At 36.0% G+C, this 19,200-nt stretch carries 12 protein-coding genes and 1 pseudogene; 8 read left to right on the top strand and 5 right to left on the bottom strand.

The features are described 5' to 3' along the window. Positions 1-330: 330 nt before the first annotated feature. Positions 331-1,897 (bottom strand): annotated as a pseudogene (locus QHG57_RS07785) (helicase-related protein); the annotation flags it as partial. 454 nt (positions 1,898-2,351) lie between these two features. Between QHG57_RS07785 and QHG57_RS07790 the strand changes: the two are divergent. The 3 genes from QHG57_RS07790 (at position 2,352) to QHG57_RS07800 (ending at position 7,861) form a co-directional block, all read left to right on the top strand. Beyond that, complete coding sequence (locus QHG57_RS07790) at positions 2,352-2,960, top strand: fumarylacetoacetate hydrolase family protein (RefSeq protein ID WP_330167817.1); 609 nt, start codon at positions 2,352-2,354, stop codon at positions 2,958-2,960. A gap of 1,230 nt (positions 2,961-4,190) precedes the next feature. Continuing rightward, positions 4,191-5,621, top strand: a complete 1,431-nt coding sequence (locus QHG57_RS07795; RefSeq protein ID WP_330169047.1) for an amino acid permease — start codon at positions 4,191-4,193, stop codon at positions 5,619-5,621. Positions 5,622-6,469: 848 nt separating this feature from the next. Beyond that, positions 6,470-7,861, top strand: coding sequence for an amino acid permease (locus QHG57_RS07800; RefSeq protein WP_330167819.1), 1,392 nt, complete (start codon positions 6,470-6,472; stop codon positions 7,859-7,861). 110 nt (positions 7,862-7,971) lie between these two features. On the opposite strand, the gene ilvC is transcribed toward QHG57_RS07800, so the two are convergent. The 3 genes from ilvC to QHG57_RS07815 all read right to left on the bottom strand — a co-directional run bounded on the left by ilvC (position 7,972) and on the right by QHG57_RS07815 (position 12,177). After that, positions 7,972-8,991 (bottom strand): ketol-acid reductoisomerase, encoded by a 1,020-nt coding sequence (ilvC, locus tag QHG57_RS07805; protein WP_330167820.1) that lies wholly within the window; start codon positions 8,989-8,991, stop codon positions 7,972-7,974. A gap of 1,250 nt (positions 8,992-10,241) precedes the next feature. Continuing rightward, positions 10,242-10,976, bottom strand: coding sequence for a pyridoxine 5'-phosphate synthase (locus tag QHG57_RS07810; RefSeq protein ID WP_330167821.1), 735 nt, complete (start codon positions 10,974-10,976; stop codon positions 10,242-10,244). Positions 10,977-11,055: 79 nt separating this feature from the next. Then, complete coding sequence (locus QHG57_RS07815; RefSeq protein WP_330167822.1) at positions 11,056-12,177, bottom strand: ATP-dependent DNA helicase; 1,122 nt, start codon at positions 12,175-12,177, stop codon at positions 11,056-11,058. A gap of 1,040 nt (positions 12,178-13,217) precedes the next feature. On the opposite strand from QHG57_RS07815, the gene QHG57_RS07820 reads away from it, so the two are divergent. The 5 genes from QHG57_RS07820 to QHG57_RS07840 all read left to right on the top strand — a co-directional run bounded on the left by QHG57_RS07820 (position 13,218) and on the right by QHG57_RS07840 (position 16,594). Beyond that, positions 13,218-14,144 (top strand): D-2-hydroxyacid dehydrogenase family protein, encoded by a 927-nt coding sequence (locus QHG57_RS07820; protein WP_330169048.1) that lies wholly within the window; start codon positions 13,218-13,220, stop codon positions 14,142-14,144. 260 nt (positions 14,145-14,404) lie between these two features. After that, on the top strand, positions 14,405-15,565 hold the full coding sequence (locus QHG57_RS07825) for an MFS transporter (protein ID WP_330169049.1): 1,161 nt from the start codon (positions 14,405-14,407) through the stop codon (positions 15,563-15,565). 27 nt (positions 15,566-15,592) lie between these two features. Beyond that, a complete protein-coding gene (locus QHG57_RS07830) occupies positions 15,593-15,736 on the top strand; it encodes a hypothetical protein (RefSeq protein WP_330169050.1) in 144 nt (47 codons plus the stop codon). A gap of 16 nt (positions 15,737-15,752) precedes the next feature. Next, positions 15,753-16,361: a Fe(II)-2OG oxygenase family protein gene (locus QHG57_RS07835; protein WP_330169051.1), complete on the top strand. Its 609-nt coding sequence runs from the start codon at positions 15,753-15,755 to the stop codon at positions 16,359-16,361. A 17-nt stretch (positions 16,362-16,378) separates the two neighbouring features. Then, entirely contained in the window at positions 16,379-16,594 is a 216-nt protein-coding gene (locus tag QHG57_RS07840) for a hypothetical protein (protein WP_330169587.1), read from the top strand. 688 nt (positions 16,595-17,282) lie between these two features. Here QHG57_RS07840 and QHG57_RS07845 read toward each other — a convergent pair. Next, entirely contained in the window at positions 17,283-19,082 is a 1,800-nt protein-coding gene (locus tag QHG57_RS07845; RefSeq protein WP_330169052.1) for an acetolactate synthase 3 large subunit, read from the bottom strand. Between the last annotated feature and the right edge of the window lie 118 nt (positions 19,083-19,200).

Here is a 19,200-nt window from a genome sequence, read left to right on the forward strand (position 1 = left end):
CTTTTTACAGGGCATTAGGCGACTTTTCTCCCAAAAAATGATCTGAGTGATTGTATAGGAAGAGTTTTGTCAGTTCTTTTTAGACCCTATATTATTTTTTTCAAATGATATAAAATAAAAACAACCTATATCAACATTGCAACATATAAATTCAACCCATGGCATATGTTTTGTAGGGGGAGTATAGGTATGCTTATACTTTTTTCAAAAATTAAGGAATTAAAAGCGTAAAGTAATATAAGCATTCTCAACAGAGCTTTTGATAACAATAAAGTTATCATTTTAGATTGCGATATAATTTCTTATAGGCAATATGAAAAATCTAATTCTGTTTAAGGTGTTTTTTAGTTCTTTGTGAAAACTCTCAAAAGCATGATAGGCTTCATTGGTTTCATCGGATAGTATGGTTTGAAGGCGTGTGATATGGTTTTGTGCAATCTCAGCAACATTGCCAGCCCAAATGCCCCAATAATCACTCATGGTAGATTTTTTAACAATCAGTATTTTGAGAGCATTGGAAAACTCTTTATAAAAGGGTAATCTTGTTTGCATGACTATGTTGCGGTTCATGAGCTGCTTTTCCAATCTCAAGCCCTGCGCTTTCTGGTTTCTCATAAACATGGATTTCATCTTCAACCGTCGTCATAATCTTTAAGGCAACAATCTCTAAGACATGACTGACATCTTGTTCTAAATTTATCTGGTTAAGAGTATTGGCAAAGTTCTCATCATGAGAAAGCAAAGCATTGATCACTTGCCAAACAACACTGTATCTCTTGTTGTATTTTAAAGCCTGTTCAGAAGAAACCCCAGTCGGTACCCCAACAACGGGTAAAATGATATAACCTCTTTTCTTACCCCTGGCGTAACACATGATACGCCCCACCGCCTGTATCACATCCACTTGGCTTTTGCGCGGGTGTAAAAACATGATTGCATCAAGAGCAGGGACATCCACTCCTTCAGAGAGACATCTTACATTGGTGAGCACACGGCAGGTATTTTCCCCCGCATCTTCCTTTAACCAATCAAGTTGTTTTGTACGCTCTTTAGCACTAAAGGTTCCATCAATATGAGCAAAGGTACAGTCAAGAGGCGGCGTCTCTTTATAAAACTTATGAAGAGCATACAATTCTTTCTGTATTTCTTGAGAATTGAATGTATCACGGATACGTTCAGAAGTTTTAATATCTTTACAAAAAGCCAAAGCCCGATGCATAGGGGCTGGGCCATCCCCAAGATCAATTTTCAGATCTATTTGGGTAAGGGCTTGATAACAACCCATGATTTTGGTTTTATCATCAAGAATAAGCCCATAATTATCGTCTGTTATCAGATGTTGAATGGATTGACTTACCTCTTCTTCATTAACACCTAAAATAATAATCTTATAAGGAACTAAGAGTTCATTCTTAACGGCTTTTGAGAATGTGTAGGTGTATAGCTCTTTTCCATAGAGCTCTTCATCATCCATAGATGACAGAATGCCATTCATCTCATTGGCTTATTTTTTAGCATTATCACTAAAGATCTTTGGCGTTACTGTCATATACAGACGTTTTTTACCCCGAATGATGCTGTTATCATGAACCTTGATAAATTCGGATTCATGCTTGTCTGTTCCTAAAACACCCCCCATTGTCCTATGGGCTTCATCACAAATGATCAGATCAAATTCCGGTAAATCATATTCCTTTTGTGCATCCGAAATCACTTGTATCGAATGGTAGGTTGGATCAGGAGAAACCTTATTTGTTTTGCTAGCTAGTTCTTTTGCATCGGTTGTTGCAGGCAAGACAAGATCAGAGATATCAAATTCAACAGCATCATTTTTATTCTTACGACGCTTTCCAACTTGTGTATCCGAACACACCGCAAAGGAACGCAAGGGAACTTGTGCAAGTGCGAGCGCCCTCGCATTAGTATTCCGGAAACCTGAAAGTACTGAGTTTGAATCAGCTTTTTTGCTTTTAGTGCTCATCGCACCTGGACATAACAAAATCTCCCAGAACTCCGAGACACCCACAGAGTAAGCTCATTTTTATGATCGAACTTTAGGGCTTTCAGACCCTACTGATCGCTGCGTAGACGACCAAAATACCTTTAAAATATTAAAGGTATTTCACGCGACTAGTAACCAAAATGAAAGCAGTGTTTTTTATCTCTCAAAGACTATAAGATTGGGCACTCTTCAAAAGAGAGACAATACGAAGGGCTGTCATCGTAGTTAGTCATCAACCCACACAATGTCTCTTATTCAGAACACGTACAACACGGTATAAGAAAAAATGTTGTTTGCAAAGTTCTCTCTTGCCTATACAAAAAGAAAATAAAAAATTTGGAGGGCTCTTATGATAAATGACATTTACTGTGTTGGACGCAATTATGTTGAACATGTTCATGAACTAGGCAATGTTGTTGAAGATGAACCCGTTATCTTTAGCAAGCCAAACAGTTCACTCGTTTTAGGCAACGAAATTTATCTCCCTGATTTTTCCAAAGAAATACATTTTGAAACTGAAATTGTGCTCAAAATCTCAAAGGACGCTTTCATGGTCACGGAGGCAGAAGCAGAAGAATGCTATGATGCCGTAGCAATAGGTCTTGATCTCACAGCGCGGGATTTGCAAACAAAACTGAAAGAAAAAAAGCTTCCTTGGCTTTTATCGAAAGGATTTAAAGGCGCTGCATACGTCTCTGACTTCATCAACAAGAAAAAAATAAACAACCCAATAACCTTTGCAATGAAGCTGAATGGCGAAACAAGACAAGTTGGTAATACGAAAAATATGATCTTTAGCTTTGAGAAGATAATATCATTTTTGAGTCACTACATTCAGCTAAGACGTGATGATCTCATATACACAGGTACTCCACAGGGTGTAGGAAAACTTTCTCAGTTTGACAGAATAGAATTATATCTCGAAGATCAATTAATTTCAGAGCTAAAAGTAAAATGAATCATCAAAGACTGACCTTTTTCATTGTTTCATTTTTTTAGTCATCTCACCGGGGCCAAATATGGCCCTTATCATCAATAATGCAACGAGATTGGGAAGAAAGAACGCATTTGTAAACGTTTTAGGATTGTGTACAGTAACATATGTGCATGGGACATTTTCCACACCTAGGTGTATCGCGCTCATTCTCAACCACAAAACGCTGTTTTTTAGTAAAACTCATGGATGGCAGCACTTTATTATACATGGGCTTTAAATCGATTAAATCTGGAATACACAGCTTAAATTCAAAAGAAAGAATATCAACGATATGAAAAGAGTACTATCGGTAAAACAAAACTTTTCACCAGCTATATAGACAGTTTTTTGACACAAATACTAAACCTCAAAGTATCAATATTTATAGCGGACTTCCCGAAGTTTTTGTCTTCTGGCGGTGGCATCAAAAAAGGCTTTGAACTTATCATAATACATTCTTTCAACATCTTTGCATGGTTTATTTTAATGGCCATTTTTATATCATTTGCCAGCTCCACTTTAAAAAAAGCAGCGGATAAAAGGTACGATTAACATAGCGACAGGAACAGTCCTATCCTTTGATAACAAATTGCAAGGATAATAGAGTAATCTTTTCCTGATTCTGTCTCTCACTATGAATAGCTCAACCTCTAACAGAGCTTATACAATCCCCTGTTCTTTTTTTCTTTGTATAACTGAGTTACGCTGCATTTCTTTATCATAGTCTCAAAGATTTTGTGTAAACAATGTGAATTTCTCGCAACGTTTTATAAATATTATCAATATCTAAACAGAATCCTTATTCATCACTTTAAAAGAAACAAGCTATGATATTCCTCTTTTCGTTTATGAAAAATAAAGTAACTTTTTGATTTATGATAGCAGCATACAAACAAAAAAGTGATTTTAATTTTTTATTATTAAAAACTGTTTCTTAAACTAAGATGAGAACTCTCGAGCGCTATTTGAGCAAAAATTAAAACTCTCATCATTATGAATAATAAAAATTAAAAGCTCCCTATTCAAATATCTGTTACGTTATTTAAGAGAAAAACATCCTCTTTTTTCAAAACCATATTCTTTTCTTTATCCACACAAAATCATAAAAAACGTTTTTTTCCTTTACACCTCATTTATATCATGCTTCGATACAAAATAATGCATTTTTTAGTGTAATTTAATCTCGAAATAATTAAAGGGAACCCCCAAAAAATGAACTGTAAACAAAATTTAAAAGATGGTCCTCAGATGAAACTACAACGTGGCCTAGATAACCGTCACGTACAACTTATAGCACTCGGTGGAGCTATTGGAACAGGTCTCTTCATGGGATCAGGAAAAACAATTAGTGTAGCAGGCCCTTCCATCATACTCGTTTATGCTATTATTGGATGTGCCCTATACTTTGTCATGCGTGCTATGGGAGAATTATTGCTTTCTAATTCACAATACCGGTCCCTTATTGATTTTTCAACCGATATGCTAGGACCGGGAATCGCTTTCTTTGTGGGTTGGAATTATTGGTTAAGCTGGGTTGTGACTGGAGCTGCAGATATTATTGCTATTATTAACTATATGCATTTCTGGTGGCCAACACTTAATTCATGGATTGTTGTTTTTTCTTGCATTGGTTTCTTTTTAATCCTTAACCTCCTTGCCGTAAAATTTTTCGGTGAACTTGAATTCTGGTTTGGTCTTATCAAAGTCGTAGCAATTTTAGCATTAGTTATTGTTGGATTTTATATGATCGTTACAGGCTTTACCTCTCCCAATGGTACTGTTGCCTCTCTTAACCATGTATGGAATGGCGGTAATATATTCCCCCGAGGAATTACAGGTTTTTTTGCTGGGTTTCAAATTGCCATTTTTTCTTTTGTTGGGATAGAAATTGCTGGAACAACTGCAGCTGAAGTCAAGGAACCTAAAAAAATTCTCCCTAAAGCAATTAATGCAATACCGGTGCGTATTGTACTCTTTTACATCCTTTCTCTCGCTGTAATTATGTCCGTTACACCTTGGAATCAAATTGTTCCAGAAAAAAGCCCCTTTGTCTCCATGTTTTGGCTTGCAGGCATTCCAATAGCTGCTGGTTTGGTGAACTTTGTTGTTCTCACTTCAGCAGCCTCTTCAGCAAATAGTGGTATTTTTTCGACTAGCCGCATGATATACGGGCTTGCAACACAAAAAGGTGCTCCTCCAATTTTAGGGAAGCTTTCCAAATACCATGTTCCAGCCAATGCTCTGTTCTTTTCCTGCTTATGTATTTTAGTAGGATACACAATTGCATCATCATCTCCAAGCATCATAAGTGCTTTTACAATTGTGACGAGCATTTCAGCGATTGCATTTTTATTCGTATGGTCCGTCATTTTGATTAGCTATATTGTGTATCGTCGCAATCACCCTCATCTACATGCTGAATCCGTCTACAAAATGCCGGGAGGTGTCATTATGTGCGGGCTTGTGTTAGTTTTTTTTGCTTTCATGCTCTATTTGTTGACATTAGAACATGACACCCTAACAGCTTTAAAATACAGTATCTTTTGGTTTATTTTCTTAGGTATAATGTATTTTATATTTATAGAAAAAAAATCGCTCCAAAGAACAAATAAAATCTATACAAAACATCTCCAAAAAGGGTAACTTTAGTTACCCTTTTTCTACTTAATCTCCTCCTCACACCTTAAAAGACGATGGTTCCTCCCACTACCGGTTTGTAAACAATCCGGCTTTTTAAGGAGGAATACTGCTGAGCACTTATATGGTTCACCTACATAAGGCTCTACGGGCTAGCCCTGCTTTAAATACTCAGCACATATTCTAAAAATACCTAATGTGTAAAATTTTATATGTCTTATATCACTGCTCTAAACAACAGTGTCTTACTGCATAATAGGATAAGATACGCGCTCTTTTTTAAAGAACTCTCTATAAACTTCACTGATATTATTTACTAATAAAACATGAGATTTTGTCTAAAACGCTCAAAAAACAAAATTTATAGTCAATTTTTTCTCAAAATTAAAAATACAGCTCTAAACAGAATATATTTTAATAGCCCTCTATAATAAAAAAATATTCTATGAAAATATTTTTCTATTTGTAATAAACGTTACTTATTATTATTAAAATTTAAACTAAATTTTCATTTTTTAAATAAATATGTAAATTTATTAAATATAGATTTATTTTTAATAGATTTATAATTTTAGTTATATTTTTCTATAATGGTAAAATTTTGTGAATAATAAAAGTTATATATAGAAATATTTATGCAAATAATTATTATCTATAATAAATATAGTATAATTTATATTATAATTCTTATACATTAAACAATTATTTCATTAATTAATAATGTTTTTTCTTTATTCACATATAGTCATAGAAAAAAATTCCTTTACTCTTTAGCCATAGCGTGTTCCGATAGAAGGGATTACCTTTTTTAGGGTAATTTTTAGCTTAAAATAACTAAGGGGAACTTCCCAAAAATGAATAAACAAAATTTTAAAAAAAAGCCGAAGAAGAAATTGCAACGTGGGCTCCATAATCGACACATACAACTTATAGCTCTTGGTGGAGCGATTGGAACAGGTCTCTTTATGGGATCAGGAAAAACAATCAGTGTAGCAGGTCCCTCAATCCTCCTTGTTTATGCGATTATTGGGTGTGCTCTATACTTTGTCATGCGTGCTATGGGAGAGTTGTTGCTTTCTAATACACAATATCGATCTTTTATTGACTTCTCAACCGATCTTCTAGGACCGTGTGCCGGATTCTTTATCGGCTGGACATATTGGTTGTGTTGGATTGTCACTGGAACTGCTGAAATTATTGCTATTGTCACTTATACACACTTTTGGTGGCCTGAACTCAATCCGTGGATTCCTGTTATAATGGGTCTTATGTCCTTTTTAATTCTCAACCTCGTCGCCGTAAAACTATTTGGCGAACTTGAGTTTTGGTTTGGTTTTATCAAAATCGTAGCAATTTTAGTCTTAATTGTTTTAGGATTTTATATGATCTTTACCGGTTTTGTCTCTCCAAACGGTACGGTTGCTTCTCTTAGCAATATATGGAACGGTGGAAATATTTTTCCGCGAGGAATTACAGGCTTTTTTGCTGGATTTCAAATTGTTATTTTTGCTTTTGTTGGCATTGAACTCGCTGGAACAGCTGCTGCTGAAGTAAAAGAGCCTCAAAAAGCTTTACCACAGGCTGTTAATTCAATACCAATCCGTATTGTATTCTTTTATATATTCTCTCTCCTTGTGATTATGTCTGTGACACCTTGGGATCAAATCAGTCCAGAAAAAAGCCCATTTGTAACAATGTATGCACTTATTGGTATTCCAACTGCTGCCGGTTTGATGAACTTTGTTGTCCTCACAGCCGCCGCATCTTCAGCAAATAGTGGAATTTTTTCTACCAGCCGTATGGTATATGGGCTAGCAACACAAAAGGGTGCTCCTAAATTTTTAGGAAAACTTTCTCGTAACCACGTCCCAGCCAATGCATTATTTTTTTCATGTTTATGCATCTTATTAGGTTATGCAGTTGTATCGTTATCTCAAACCCTCATAGCTGCTTTTACAATTGTTACGACGATTGCCGCAACTTTGTTTATATTTGTATGGTCTATTATTTTGATCAGCTACATCGTCTATCGTCGCAATCGCCCTCTCCAGCATACTGTCTCTCCTTATAAAATGCCAGGAGGTGTTATTATGTGTTGCGCGCTTCTTGTTTTCTTTGCATTCATTATTTATTTATTGTCATTAGAAGCTGATACTGCCATAGCTTTAAAATACACTCCAGCGTGGTTTATATTTTTAGGAATTGTATACTTTCTTTTTGGAAAAAAGAATTATGCAAAAAATTAAAAAATAAAGCTTATGCTGCAAAAACATATAAAAAAGGGTAACTTTAGTTACCCTTTTATATTTATCTATAAAATTATAAAAGCTATTGACAAAATATCTCTGTAGAAGCTTCAATTACGCTCTTTATCAACCAAAGCATTAGATTTTATCCAAGGCATCATAGAACGAAGTTTTTTACCAACTTCTTCAATAGGATGATTATCATTTAAACGCCGCATACTTTTAAAATGAGCAGCGCCAGCTTTATATTCTTGAATCCAATTTGACGTAAATTTACCTGTTTGGATATCTTTCAATATACGTTTCATTTCTGCTCTGGTTTCATCCGTAATCACACGTGGTCCAGACATATATTCACCCCATTCAGCTGTATTAGAAATCGAATAATTCATATTTGCAATACCCCCTTCATACATGAGATCAACAATCAGTTTAACTTCATGTAAACACTCAAAATAAGCCATTTCCGGTGCATAACCTGCTTGTGTTAATGTTTCATAACCTGCTCGAATCAGTTCAACAAGACCTCCACAGAGAACCGCTTGTTCACCAAAAAGATCAGTTTCGCACTCTTCTTTAAACGTTGTTTCAATCACCCCAGCACGTCCACCACCAAGTCCACATGCATAAGATAATGCTACATTATGTGCATGCCCTGAAGCATCTTGCGCCACCGCTATTAAGCAAGGAACACCACAACCCCGTTGGTATTCATGACGAACTGTATGCCCTGGACCTTTAGGAGCAATCATCACAATATCAACGTGTTTTTTAGGTTCAATCAAGCCAAAATGAATGCTCAAACCATGCGCAAAAGCAATCGCTGTCCCATCACGTAAATGATCATGAATATGTTCCTTATAAATATCAGCTTGCAATTCATCTGGTGTTGCCATCATGATGAGATCTGCCCATTTTGCTGCTTCAGCAACACTCACCACTTCAAAACCATCGGCCATAGCCTTCTTAACTGTTTCCGACCCTGAACGCAAAGCTATTTGCACATTTTTAACACCGGAATCTTTCAAATTTAAAGCGTGCGCACGCCCTTGAGAACCATAACCAACAATGGCTACTTTTTTCCCTTTAATGAGATTAACATCTGCATCACGATCATAATAAACACGCATAAAAAACTTCCTTCTTTTTCTATTTAAACTGGATTTCAGATTATTTTTATTAAATAAAAAACGTTATCTTCACTGCATCATACACTTATAAAGACAAAAAACACCGCTTATAAGAACACAGCAATCGAATAATTTTTAAAGTTTACATATTGCATAGAAAAACTGTAGTCCCCAAACATTCCCAAACCATATACGGATCCCCAAATCAACTTCAACTGCTATTCTACAAAAACAATAATTACACAAAACAAGATTTCTAAAGAAAATATATTTGCTAATATTTTACTCTTCTATCGTGCAACAAAACACTATATTCTAAAAATTAAGATACAATATACAATTTTTAACATGAACCAAATCAATACGGATAGCAAGAAAAATTACAAAATAATAAGTATTGTTTTAATACAACCTTCAAAAGCATATACAACAATATCTTTAGAACAATAGAGAGAGTATTTTACTTTTTACGTTCTTTAATATCCACGCTTCTCACGCAAAAAAGAACACCCCCATAGTGCCATTATGTTATTCATTTATGGAGTCTTATAAAAAACTTTTAATGTGCTCGAACTCTTTTCAAGAATCCCCTATAATAGTCTAAGGTTTATTGCACACCACCCTCTTTACTTCATAAAGCTAAAAATCGATATCATCATTATATTTGACAGCTCTTATTGCATTAAGCCTATTCATAAAAAGCATTTTTTGATTTTAAATCTGTTCATGATGAAATCATCAAAACCCTTATATGCCAAAAGCAGCATTGCACATAGAGAACAGTATATCTTATAAATTATCTCATTGCAAAAGCTGCCACAATATTAAATTAGCAAATAAAATGATGATAGCAATAGATTTCATATCATCCATGAAGATTTTACGTTATACTACTTACAGATAACCCGTAAAATGAGCTCAAACATCAAGAAACTTTGTGTATTGATCCATTAAAATCCTACGCACTGCTTTATAAGGAAAAGGAAAATACTTTCAAAACCCTATTTCTTATCCCTTCAAAGAAATTATAGTAAGAAGATTGTAACACTTCCTCATAATGGATGGTACAAATAAAGAACATCGCATACACTCACAAACAAAAGATAGCAAGCGACCAATAAACAGAGCAACAATAGAATATTTATAATGCATGCTAATAATGCTATTTATCTAAACATATATAAAATTGTTTTAAATAAAGTGGCAAAGCTTTATAAAATTTTTCTTTCAATTTTATAAGAGAGAAAAAATTACGATAATAACCGGATAAAACGCTGAACAGTATCATGCATTCCATACTCTAATGCATCTGCAATAAGCCCATGGCCAATAGAAACTTCATCAAGCCAAGGAATACGACTAACAAGAGCAGGAAGATTCGTAATCGTCAAATCATGTCCTGCATTGACGCCTAAGTGCAGCTCTTTGGCTTTTTTTGCCGCTACAGTAAGTTTATCCAACTCTTGATCCTGTTTTATCTTATCTTTAAACGCACCACCATAAGGCCCAGTATAAAATTCGACACGATCGGCACCAATCGCTTTAGCAATGTCAAGACCATCTACAAGAGGATTAGCAAATAACGACACACGAATTTTTCTTTTTTTCAAGCGCTGAACAATGGGTGTCAAAAATTCTGCATCACGAGCAAAATCCCAACCATGATCAGAGGTTGATTGAGCTGGATCATCAGGGACAAGGGTAATCTGATCAGCATATTTTTCTGCCAAATCCAAAAATGTAGCGCTTGGATAACCTTCAATATTAAATTCAGCCGTAGGAAAAGAGCTGTTAATTAAACAGCGTATATCCGGCAAATCAGTAAAACGGATATGCCGCTCATCTGGACGCGGATGAACCGTCAAACCTGCTGCGCCAGCTGTAAGCGCTATATACCCAATACTCTCAATATTTGGCCACGGAAGATTACGCCGATTGCGCAAAACAGCAATAGCATTGAGATTAACCGAAAGTTTTACTGCCATATACATCCCTATTTACATATACATTTCTAAACACAGAAAAAATACATCGCCCAGTATAATCCCAAGCAATAAAAATTCTCTATCGAACAATCGTCAAACGCTCTGCCGCACGGGTAATTCCGGTATAAAGCCAGCGTGCATACATATCACGAAATGCAAAACTTTCGTCAAATAAAACCACATTGTCCCATTGGGACCCTTGCGCTTTATGAACAGTTAATGCATATCCATAATCAAAATCATCATATCTTTTTTTTAACTGCCATGAAATCTCATTATTAGAATTTTCAAACGCTGCTTTTAAAAGTTTAATCTTCACCACCCCACGCTCGCTCTCTTCTGGCTTAACGAGAAGATTAACACCCGGTTTAACAGTTTCCTTCTGTGAAGTGAGAACTTTCCATAAAGAGCCATTCAACAAGCCTTTAGCAGGATCATTACGCAAACATACAAGCTTGTCCCCCGCTTGTGGATAATCCGCTGTAAACCCCTTCAACTCACGCAAACGTTTATTATAAAGATAACGCGTTCGATTAATCCCTACCAATACCTGATCAGCCTCCAAAACTAATTCTTTATCCACCTCTTTACGTGTAACAACACGCGCTGCCCCGTAATCGCCATAAGCAATATCGCGTCCTTCACGCACGTTCATAGCAAGACGTATAATTGGATTATCCTGCGCTTGTCGGTGAATTTCTGAGAGAAGAAAATCTGGTTCTCCATTGGAAAAAAATCCTCCTCCTGAAATAGGAGGCAACTGACCTGGATCACCCAGAACAAGAATAGGCGTCTGAAAACTCATTAAATCACGCGCTAATTGTTCATCTACCATCGAACATTCATCGATAATAATGAGTTTCGCTTGTGCAGCTGCACTTCTCCGGTTTAATGCAAATGTTGGAGCAATAGACTTTTTTCCTGTTATTTCATCGGAAACTTCCTCTTCTCCACGCGGACAATAAATGAGTGAATGAATAGTACAAGCATTGCTCGCACCTTTAGAACGCAAAACCTGCGCCGCCTTCCCGGTAAAAGCAGCAAACTGGACAGAACCATCAACTGTTTCCGCAAAATAGCGCGCAAGCGTTGTCTTCCCCGTCCCCGCATAGCCAAAGAGGCGAAAAAGTGGAGAACGCCCCTCTTTCAACCACGCAGCAACAGCCTTCAATGCATTATCCTGTTCCGGTGAAAATTGCATAGCTTACCAACATAAGATTTGCATAAAAAGAGCAGTATTTTGAAAAAAAACGACTATCAAGAAAAACTTTTTTATTAAGGATTGCTGACACACGCCCATCTAACAACTTTCGTAGCACAATTATCAATTATTTACCCATTGCTTTTTCAAGATATTGTAACAATCTAAATTTTATCTATACATCGATCTTCTTGGTAACACCTTATACTTATCAAATAAAATATCATTTTTTATAACAGTAACACCAACAATGGAATATGCATATCTTAAATTTAAAATAACACCTATATACGCTTTTTCTAACCAAAATTTAGAATGAGAAAAAGAGCATTGCAATTGCAAAACCCTCGCTAGAAAAAATGTCCTTAACAGGATAAGAATAATGTAATTTTTGAATACTGTTTTACACAATCAATCAGCTTTCTTGCACCTAAAAATAAAGTACATCCACTATTACGAAATAATAATTAAATATATCAAAAACCTTTTGGCAAAAATAGAAATAGCTCTCAACAAAACTGCTTAATCCTATGATGATACACCTATAAAGTTCCTATCTCCCTCTTATCATGATTTCAATAAATTTACTCTTCATGCTACAAATAAGTTATATCTCAACGAATAAAGAAAGACATCACGCTTATATGAAGCACACTTTATCTCGCACAAATATGTAGCTTTTTCTGTTTCGACAATAAAATCTGGTTCGTAAGTATGACCTTCTTGGTAGTTTATTATAAGAAAACTGGAGCTGGTTTTAATCCAGAGTAGCATTTCAGGTTCGTCCTCTAGAATATGAGAAAAGCGCAATTCTCCATCGACTGAGTCAAACTTTTTCTTTTTGTTACAATGTTTTAAAGTTTACAAAAATTAACTGATTAATGCTATTCTTATTGCTATAAATAACAATGAAATCAAGAGGTATAATTTGCTAATAGGCTTAGCGTTATGTCAAAATATCAGCGATGAGATTACTTTTTGATTGTTTTAGAAATGAAATGATGAGCTCAAATATTGATGAATAAAACGGGAGGTTTAAATTGAAAATATTAATTCCAGATGACTATCAAAAAGCCACCCTAACATTACAGTCTATTACAAAATTAATGAAATCGCATGAAGTACTGGTTATAAATAATTTAGCTAAAGAATGTGATTTAGAGGATAAGCTCAAAGAGATAGATATTCTTATCTTAATCAGAGAGCGAACTATAGTTGATAGAAATCTTCTCCTGAAACTGCCAAATTTAAAATTAATCTGCCAAACAGGCCCTATAGGTTCACATATTGATATAGAAGCTTGTAGAGACTTAGGAATTGAAATATTAGACGGTGGTGGAGATCCAACTTCTGCTGCTGAATTTGCGTGGCTCTTAATGATGTCTGCGCGTAGAAAACTCTGTAAATCTGTGTCTGATATGAAAAAAGGACGATGGCAAACAACATTTGGCAACCAAATGAAAGGGGCGACTCTTGGAATATTCGGGTTTGGGCGTATTGGTAAAATGGTTGCTCAATATGCTCAAGCTTTTGGCATGTCCATTTTGGTTTATGGGAGCGAGCGCTCAACGCAAGAAGCAAAAAATTTAGGTTATCATTTTACGCATTCAAAAGATGAATTTTTTACACGTCCTGACATTATATCCGTACATTTACGTTTAAGCGATAAAACCAGAGAAATCATTCAATTAGATGATCTATTAAGTATGAAACCTCATGCTCTTTTTGTCAACACAGCGCGTTCAGCTTTGGTTGAAAAAGGGGCGATAGAAAAAATACTAAGCTTGGAAAATTCAACTTACTTTGCACTGGATGTTTATGACAGCGAGCCAGTATATGAGAGCAAATTATTGCAATCAGAGAGAGTTCTTTGCACTCCGCATCTGGGCTATGTGACTGAAGAAAGCTTTGAGAATTATATGGAAAAAGCTTGCCAAAATATAGCATCTTTTATGAAGAGCGCTTAATGCTGGCTGAGCCAATGTTTGTAAAATTTATCTTATATCGCTAGCGTATCAAATTTGCACGACACATAATAGCTTATTTCCTTAGCTTTCATATTAATACCAATCGTATTGACAGATTTTTATGTCATCCGCATAAAATACCTCATTTATTGCTGCAAGCATTATTAAAAAAGGCTACTTCATTGGAATACAATTTAATTGGAGGGAGGCTGAGTGAGCAATAATAAATTTATAGAAAAAATTATTATCGATGGATTGTATTGCTTGTTGCCACTATCGCTCAAGCATCAGCCTGCTTCTTTGTTCAAGGGATTGGTCCTTTAGCTGAATTTTTTAAGAGGGATTTCTCGCTGAGTGACTCTCAAATAGGTTTGCTGTCTTCAGCAGCGCAATTCCTACCTATTATTGGCTTACTTATAGCTGGCGAATTACTCGACAAGTTTAACGAGCGCTATATTGTTGGCGTTGGCGCATTCGGTGTTTCTGTCACTCTTTTGTTGGGAGCAATCGCAGATAACTATATTTCCCTTTTGGTTTGTTTGCTCATTGTAGGGGGATTTTATAGTTCTGCTCAACCTGGTGGCGCTAAATCTGTTTCTGCATGGTTTCCACAATCGCAACGCGGATTTGCAATGGGAATAAGGCAGGCGGGACTACCATTAGGTGGGGCATTAGCTGGGATGGTTCTTCCTGCTAGTGCGTTTGTCTATGGCATACAAGGTGCGTTTTTGGTCGGTGCCATTGTTTCTTTTTTAGGGGGATGTATCTTTATTATTTTTTATCACGCACCAGCAAAAGTTGTCGCTATCGTTCCCAAAAGCAAGGCAAAAGTTTCGTTCTATGCAAATGTAAGGTCTCGTCTTGCGATGTTGGCTGCACCGCATATGAAGAATATTATTTTTTCAGGCGTTTCACTTGTGATCGTCCAATATGTTTTAACCATTTTTATAACTGTTTATTTTTATAGAATCTATCACCTGCCTCTAGATAAAAGTGCTTATTTGTTTTTTGTTTCACAGGCTTCTGGTGCCTTAGGAAGAATTATTTTAGCAGCGTGGAGTGATCATTGTAAAAAAGGACGATTTTTTCCTGTCTTGTTTTGCATGATTGCAGTCGTTTTTGGATTTTTAATATTAATTTTGGGCATGAATGGATCCATAATTTATTTAACTCTTTTATCTGCTTGGTTAGGTTTTTTTGGATTAGGATGGTATGGCCCTTGGGTTGCTTATATTGTAGACTCCTCGCCGAAAGAAAGCGTTGGCTTTTCTCTGGGATTAGCAATGTCTGTCAATCAAATCGCAATTATTGCTGCTCCACCATTATTTGGATTAATCCAAGATTTTACAGACACTTATTTACTAACATGGTTGATTTTAATTTTAATAATTGTTTTTTCACTTTTCTTAATAAAAAAGTAGGGGAATATAATTGGGGAGGAAACTATAATGATAAATGAAAATACTTTTGAGTTGAGCAATGGCGAAAGAGACAATCTTTGGGAGGCTTTAGACCATATTATTTATGATCCATATGGTGGTATTGAATATTCGGTTGAGCTAAAAAATAGCATTTTCGCTGCTACCCCATAGAATCTTGACAATTCTTATGAATCAAAAGATGTCTATTACCCCTAGACCATATTTAATCTTTGAAAACCTTCCTATTGATAGAAAAATTAATACGTCACCTAATCCTTATAATTTAGATTCGTCTTGTAAAAGCGGTTATATAAGCGAAAATTTAATTATGATGTTTTCTTTATTAATCGGAGAGCCTTATTCAATTAAGTTTGAAGGCGAACATATAGTAAATAACCTAGTTCCTTTAGAGGATAATAAAAAGGATTATACAGGATTAGGATCTGAAGTTGAGTTAGATTTTCATATAGAAAATGCTGCACTAAAATTTATAAAAGGTTTAAATTTATCTCCTAAAGGGATACTTTTAACTGGTGTTCGCAATGATGTTGATGGCCCGTTAACGAGAATATCTGATGCACGTCTAGCTTTAAAACTTTTAAATGAGGAGGATTTGAGGAGTTTAAGGGATAATTTATATATAATTAATGTTCCCTATAGATGGAGAAAAAATGGGGTAACCTCTACAAGTAAAGTGCCCCTCGTTCAAGGGGACAGTGAATTTCCAGATATCAGCGCTGTTTTTTATCCAGGCATGTTAGAACCACAGTCAAAAAAAAAGCCAAGGAAATTTTAGATCATTTTTATGAAGCTATTAAGGCTGTATCTTTTGGAATTAATGTACAACCAGGAAGATTATTATACATTGATAACAGAATGGCTCTACACTCTAGAGATAAATTTTTGGGATCATTTGATCGTTATGAAAATCCAATGCGGTGGATTCAAAGAGTGTTTGTATCTGCAGATTTATGGAGTCATAGATATGTAGAACAAATAAAAGAAAGAGTATTTTATTTTCAATGTTAATGTCCTGATAATGATATGATGCTGAGTATTATTCTGGTTTATATATATATATATTGACGACACATCTCATATGTATAGATCTCTCCCGCATAATCAGGTGAGGTGACTATCTAATTATAAGCTGTTGTGGCCAATTGATTTTCTATGGCTGCATTTGATTTTTGTTATTTTTGCCCTTTCTTTCAAACCGCTAGGGGTGGCTCCTATCAAGCCCTTGAAAGAGCGATTTAGAGTAATTTCATAATGCAAAACCAAAACATAGTAACAAACTTTTCTATTGTTTTCATAGACATGATTGCATGGTTGCACCCTTCAAGCATGGTGGCTTTTTTTCTTGCACGATGGAATCTTTCATATATGAGACAACATAATTAATTTATAATAGATAATTCAATGTATTATCTAAAAAATGCAACGAAATAGCTATTAAAGTGAACAGATGAATTAAAAAACAAACATCGCGTACAAATAAATTCAAACATAATTGGGCACACGACTTATAACATTTTTTAGATAAACAAATAATAATACACCCCATGTCTTTAAACCCCCATGTCTTTAAACAAAGAATGAAAATCATAAAATGAGCTCTAAGGATAATAGGAACTCTCCACAAAGAAGAGACAGAGATGAAGACTCCTAAGACTTCATCATCACCATCCTTCACTATTTTGTTACCATATTAATTTTATACAAGAATCTTTCCCTCAGAAGAAACAGCATTTGCAACAGCTTCCTCACTTGCCTCATCGGGTAATAACATCTCATTATGGGCACATCCCGATGGGATCATGGGAAAACAATTTTCTAAATGATAAACACGACAGTCAAAAAGAACAGGCTTATCACAAGCAATCATCTGCTGAATTTTATCATCAAGTTCATCGGGTTTTGAACAACGAATACCAACCGCTCCATAAGATTCTGCCAATTTTACAAAATCAGGCATAGATTCTGTATAAGAATGAGAAAGACGGTTGCCATGCAACAACTGCTGCCACTGGCGAACCATACCCATATATTGATTATTTAAAATGAAAATTTTTACAGGTGTGTCATGCTGAATTGCTGTTGCAAGCTCTTGAATATTCATTTGAATGGAGGCATCACCAGAAATACATAAAACAAGCGCATCAGGATGAGCAATTTGAACACCAATAGCAGCAGGGAGACCATAACCCATAGTCCCAAGACCACCAGAAGTCATCCAATGATTTGGTTTATCAAAGCGATAATATTGTGCTGCCCACATCTGATGCTGTCCAACATCCGTTGTGATATAAGCATTCGCACCTTTGGTAAGAGCATAAAGTCGTTCAAGAGCATATTGCGGCATGATAACATCTTTTTTCTCCGCATATGCCAATGAATTACGAGCTCTCCAGCGGTTAATTTGCGTCCACCACACCTCACGGACTTCACTGTTAAACGCTGATTGCTGTATCTTTAAGAGTTGCGTCATATCTCCTAAAACACAAGCAACATCACCAATAAGTGGCACTTCCACTTTTACGATCTTATTAATAGAAGAAGGGTCAATATCAATATGGATAATACGCGCATGAGGCGCAAATGCATCCAATCGCCCAGTGATACGATCATCAAATCGTGCTCCAACAGCCAACATAACATCACAATCATGCATGGCCATATTAGCTTCATAGGTTCCATGCATCCCAAGCATTCCAAGCCAATTTTTGCCAGAAGCTGGATAAGCACCAAGCCCCATGAGTGTTGAAGTAATCGGAAAATCACCCAGTTGAACTAAATCGCGCAAAAGCTTTACAGCTTCAGGACCTGATGAAATAACACCACCACCAGAATAAATAACAGGACGCTTTGCTTCTGCTAAGAGAGAAACAGCCTCTTCGATAGCCTGCGCATTCCCTTTCGGCTTTGAATAAGAATGTATAGATGTCGGCGCTTGAGGTGCTCTATAAAATCCTGAAGCAAATTGAACATCCTTAGGAATATCAATCAAAACCGGTCCTGGACGCCCTGATTGAGCAATAAAGAAGGCTTCATGGATGATTGCTGCAAGATCATTGACATTTTTAACCAGCCAATTATGCTTCGTACAGGGCTTTGTAATTCCAACCGTATCAGCTTCTTGAAAGCCATTTGTTCCAATGATCGTTGTCGCTACCTGACCAGAAAAACAAACAAGAGGTATAGAATCCATAAGAGCATCTTGCAAAGGTGTAACAGCATTCGTTGCGCCTGGACCAGAAGTTACAAGCATAACACCTACCTTTCCAGTACTGCGTGCATAACCTTCAGCAGCATGCCCTGCAGCTTGTTCATGGCGCACCAAAATATGCTGGAGTGTATCTTGGTGATAGAGCACATCAAAAATAGGCAGAACAGCCCCACCAGGATAACCAAAGAGATGCTTAACCCCTTGATCTATAAGAGCTTGAACCACCATTTCAGCTCCCGACATTATTTTTCCATCTACACTCTCTTGCTTTCTTGGATCATTTCTCATTTTTCCCACTCACCTACTTGATAGGACAATAAAAAAGCCCCTAACGGAGCCCATAAAAAAAGCCCCCAAAGGAGCCCATTACACAACACACACTGTATGATCACCCCCCATTATTCCA

This window comes from Bartonella grahamii subsp. shimonis, from assembly GCF_036327415.1.
GTDB classification, from domain to species: Bacteria; Pseudomonadota; Alphaproteobacteria; order Rhizobiales; family Rhizobiaceae; genus Bartonella; species Bartonella shimonis.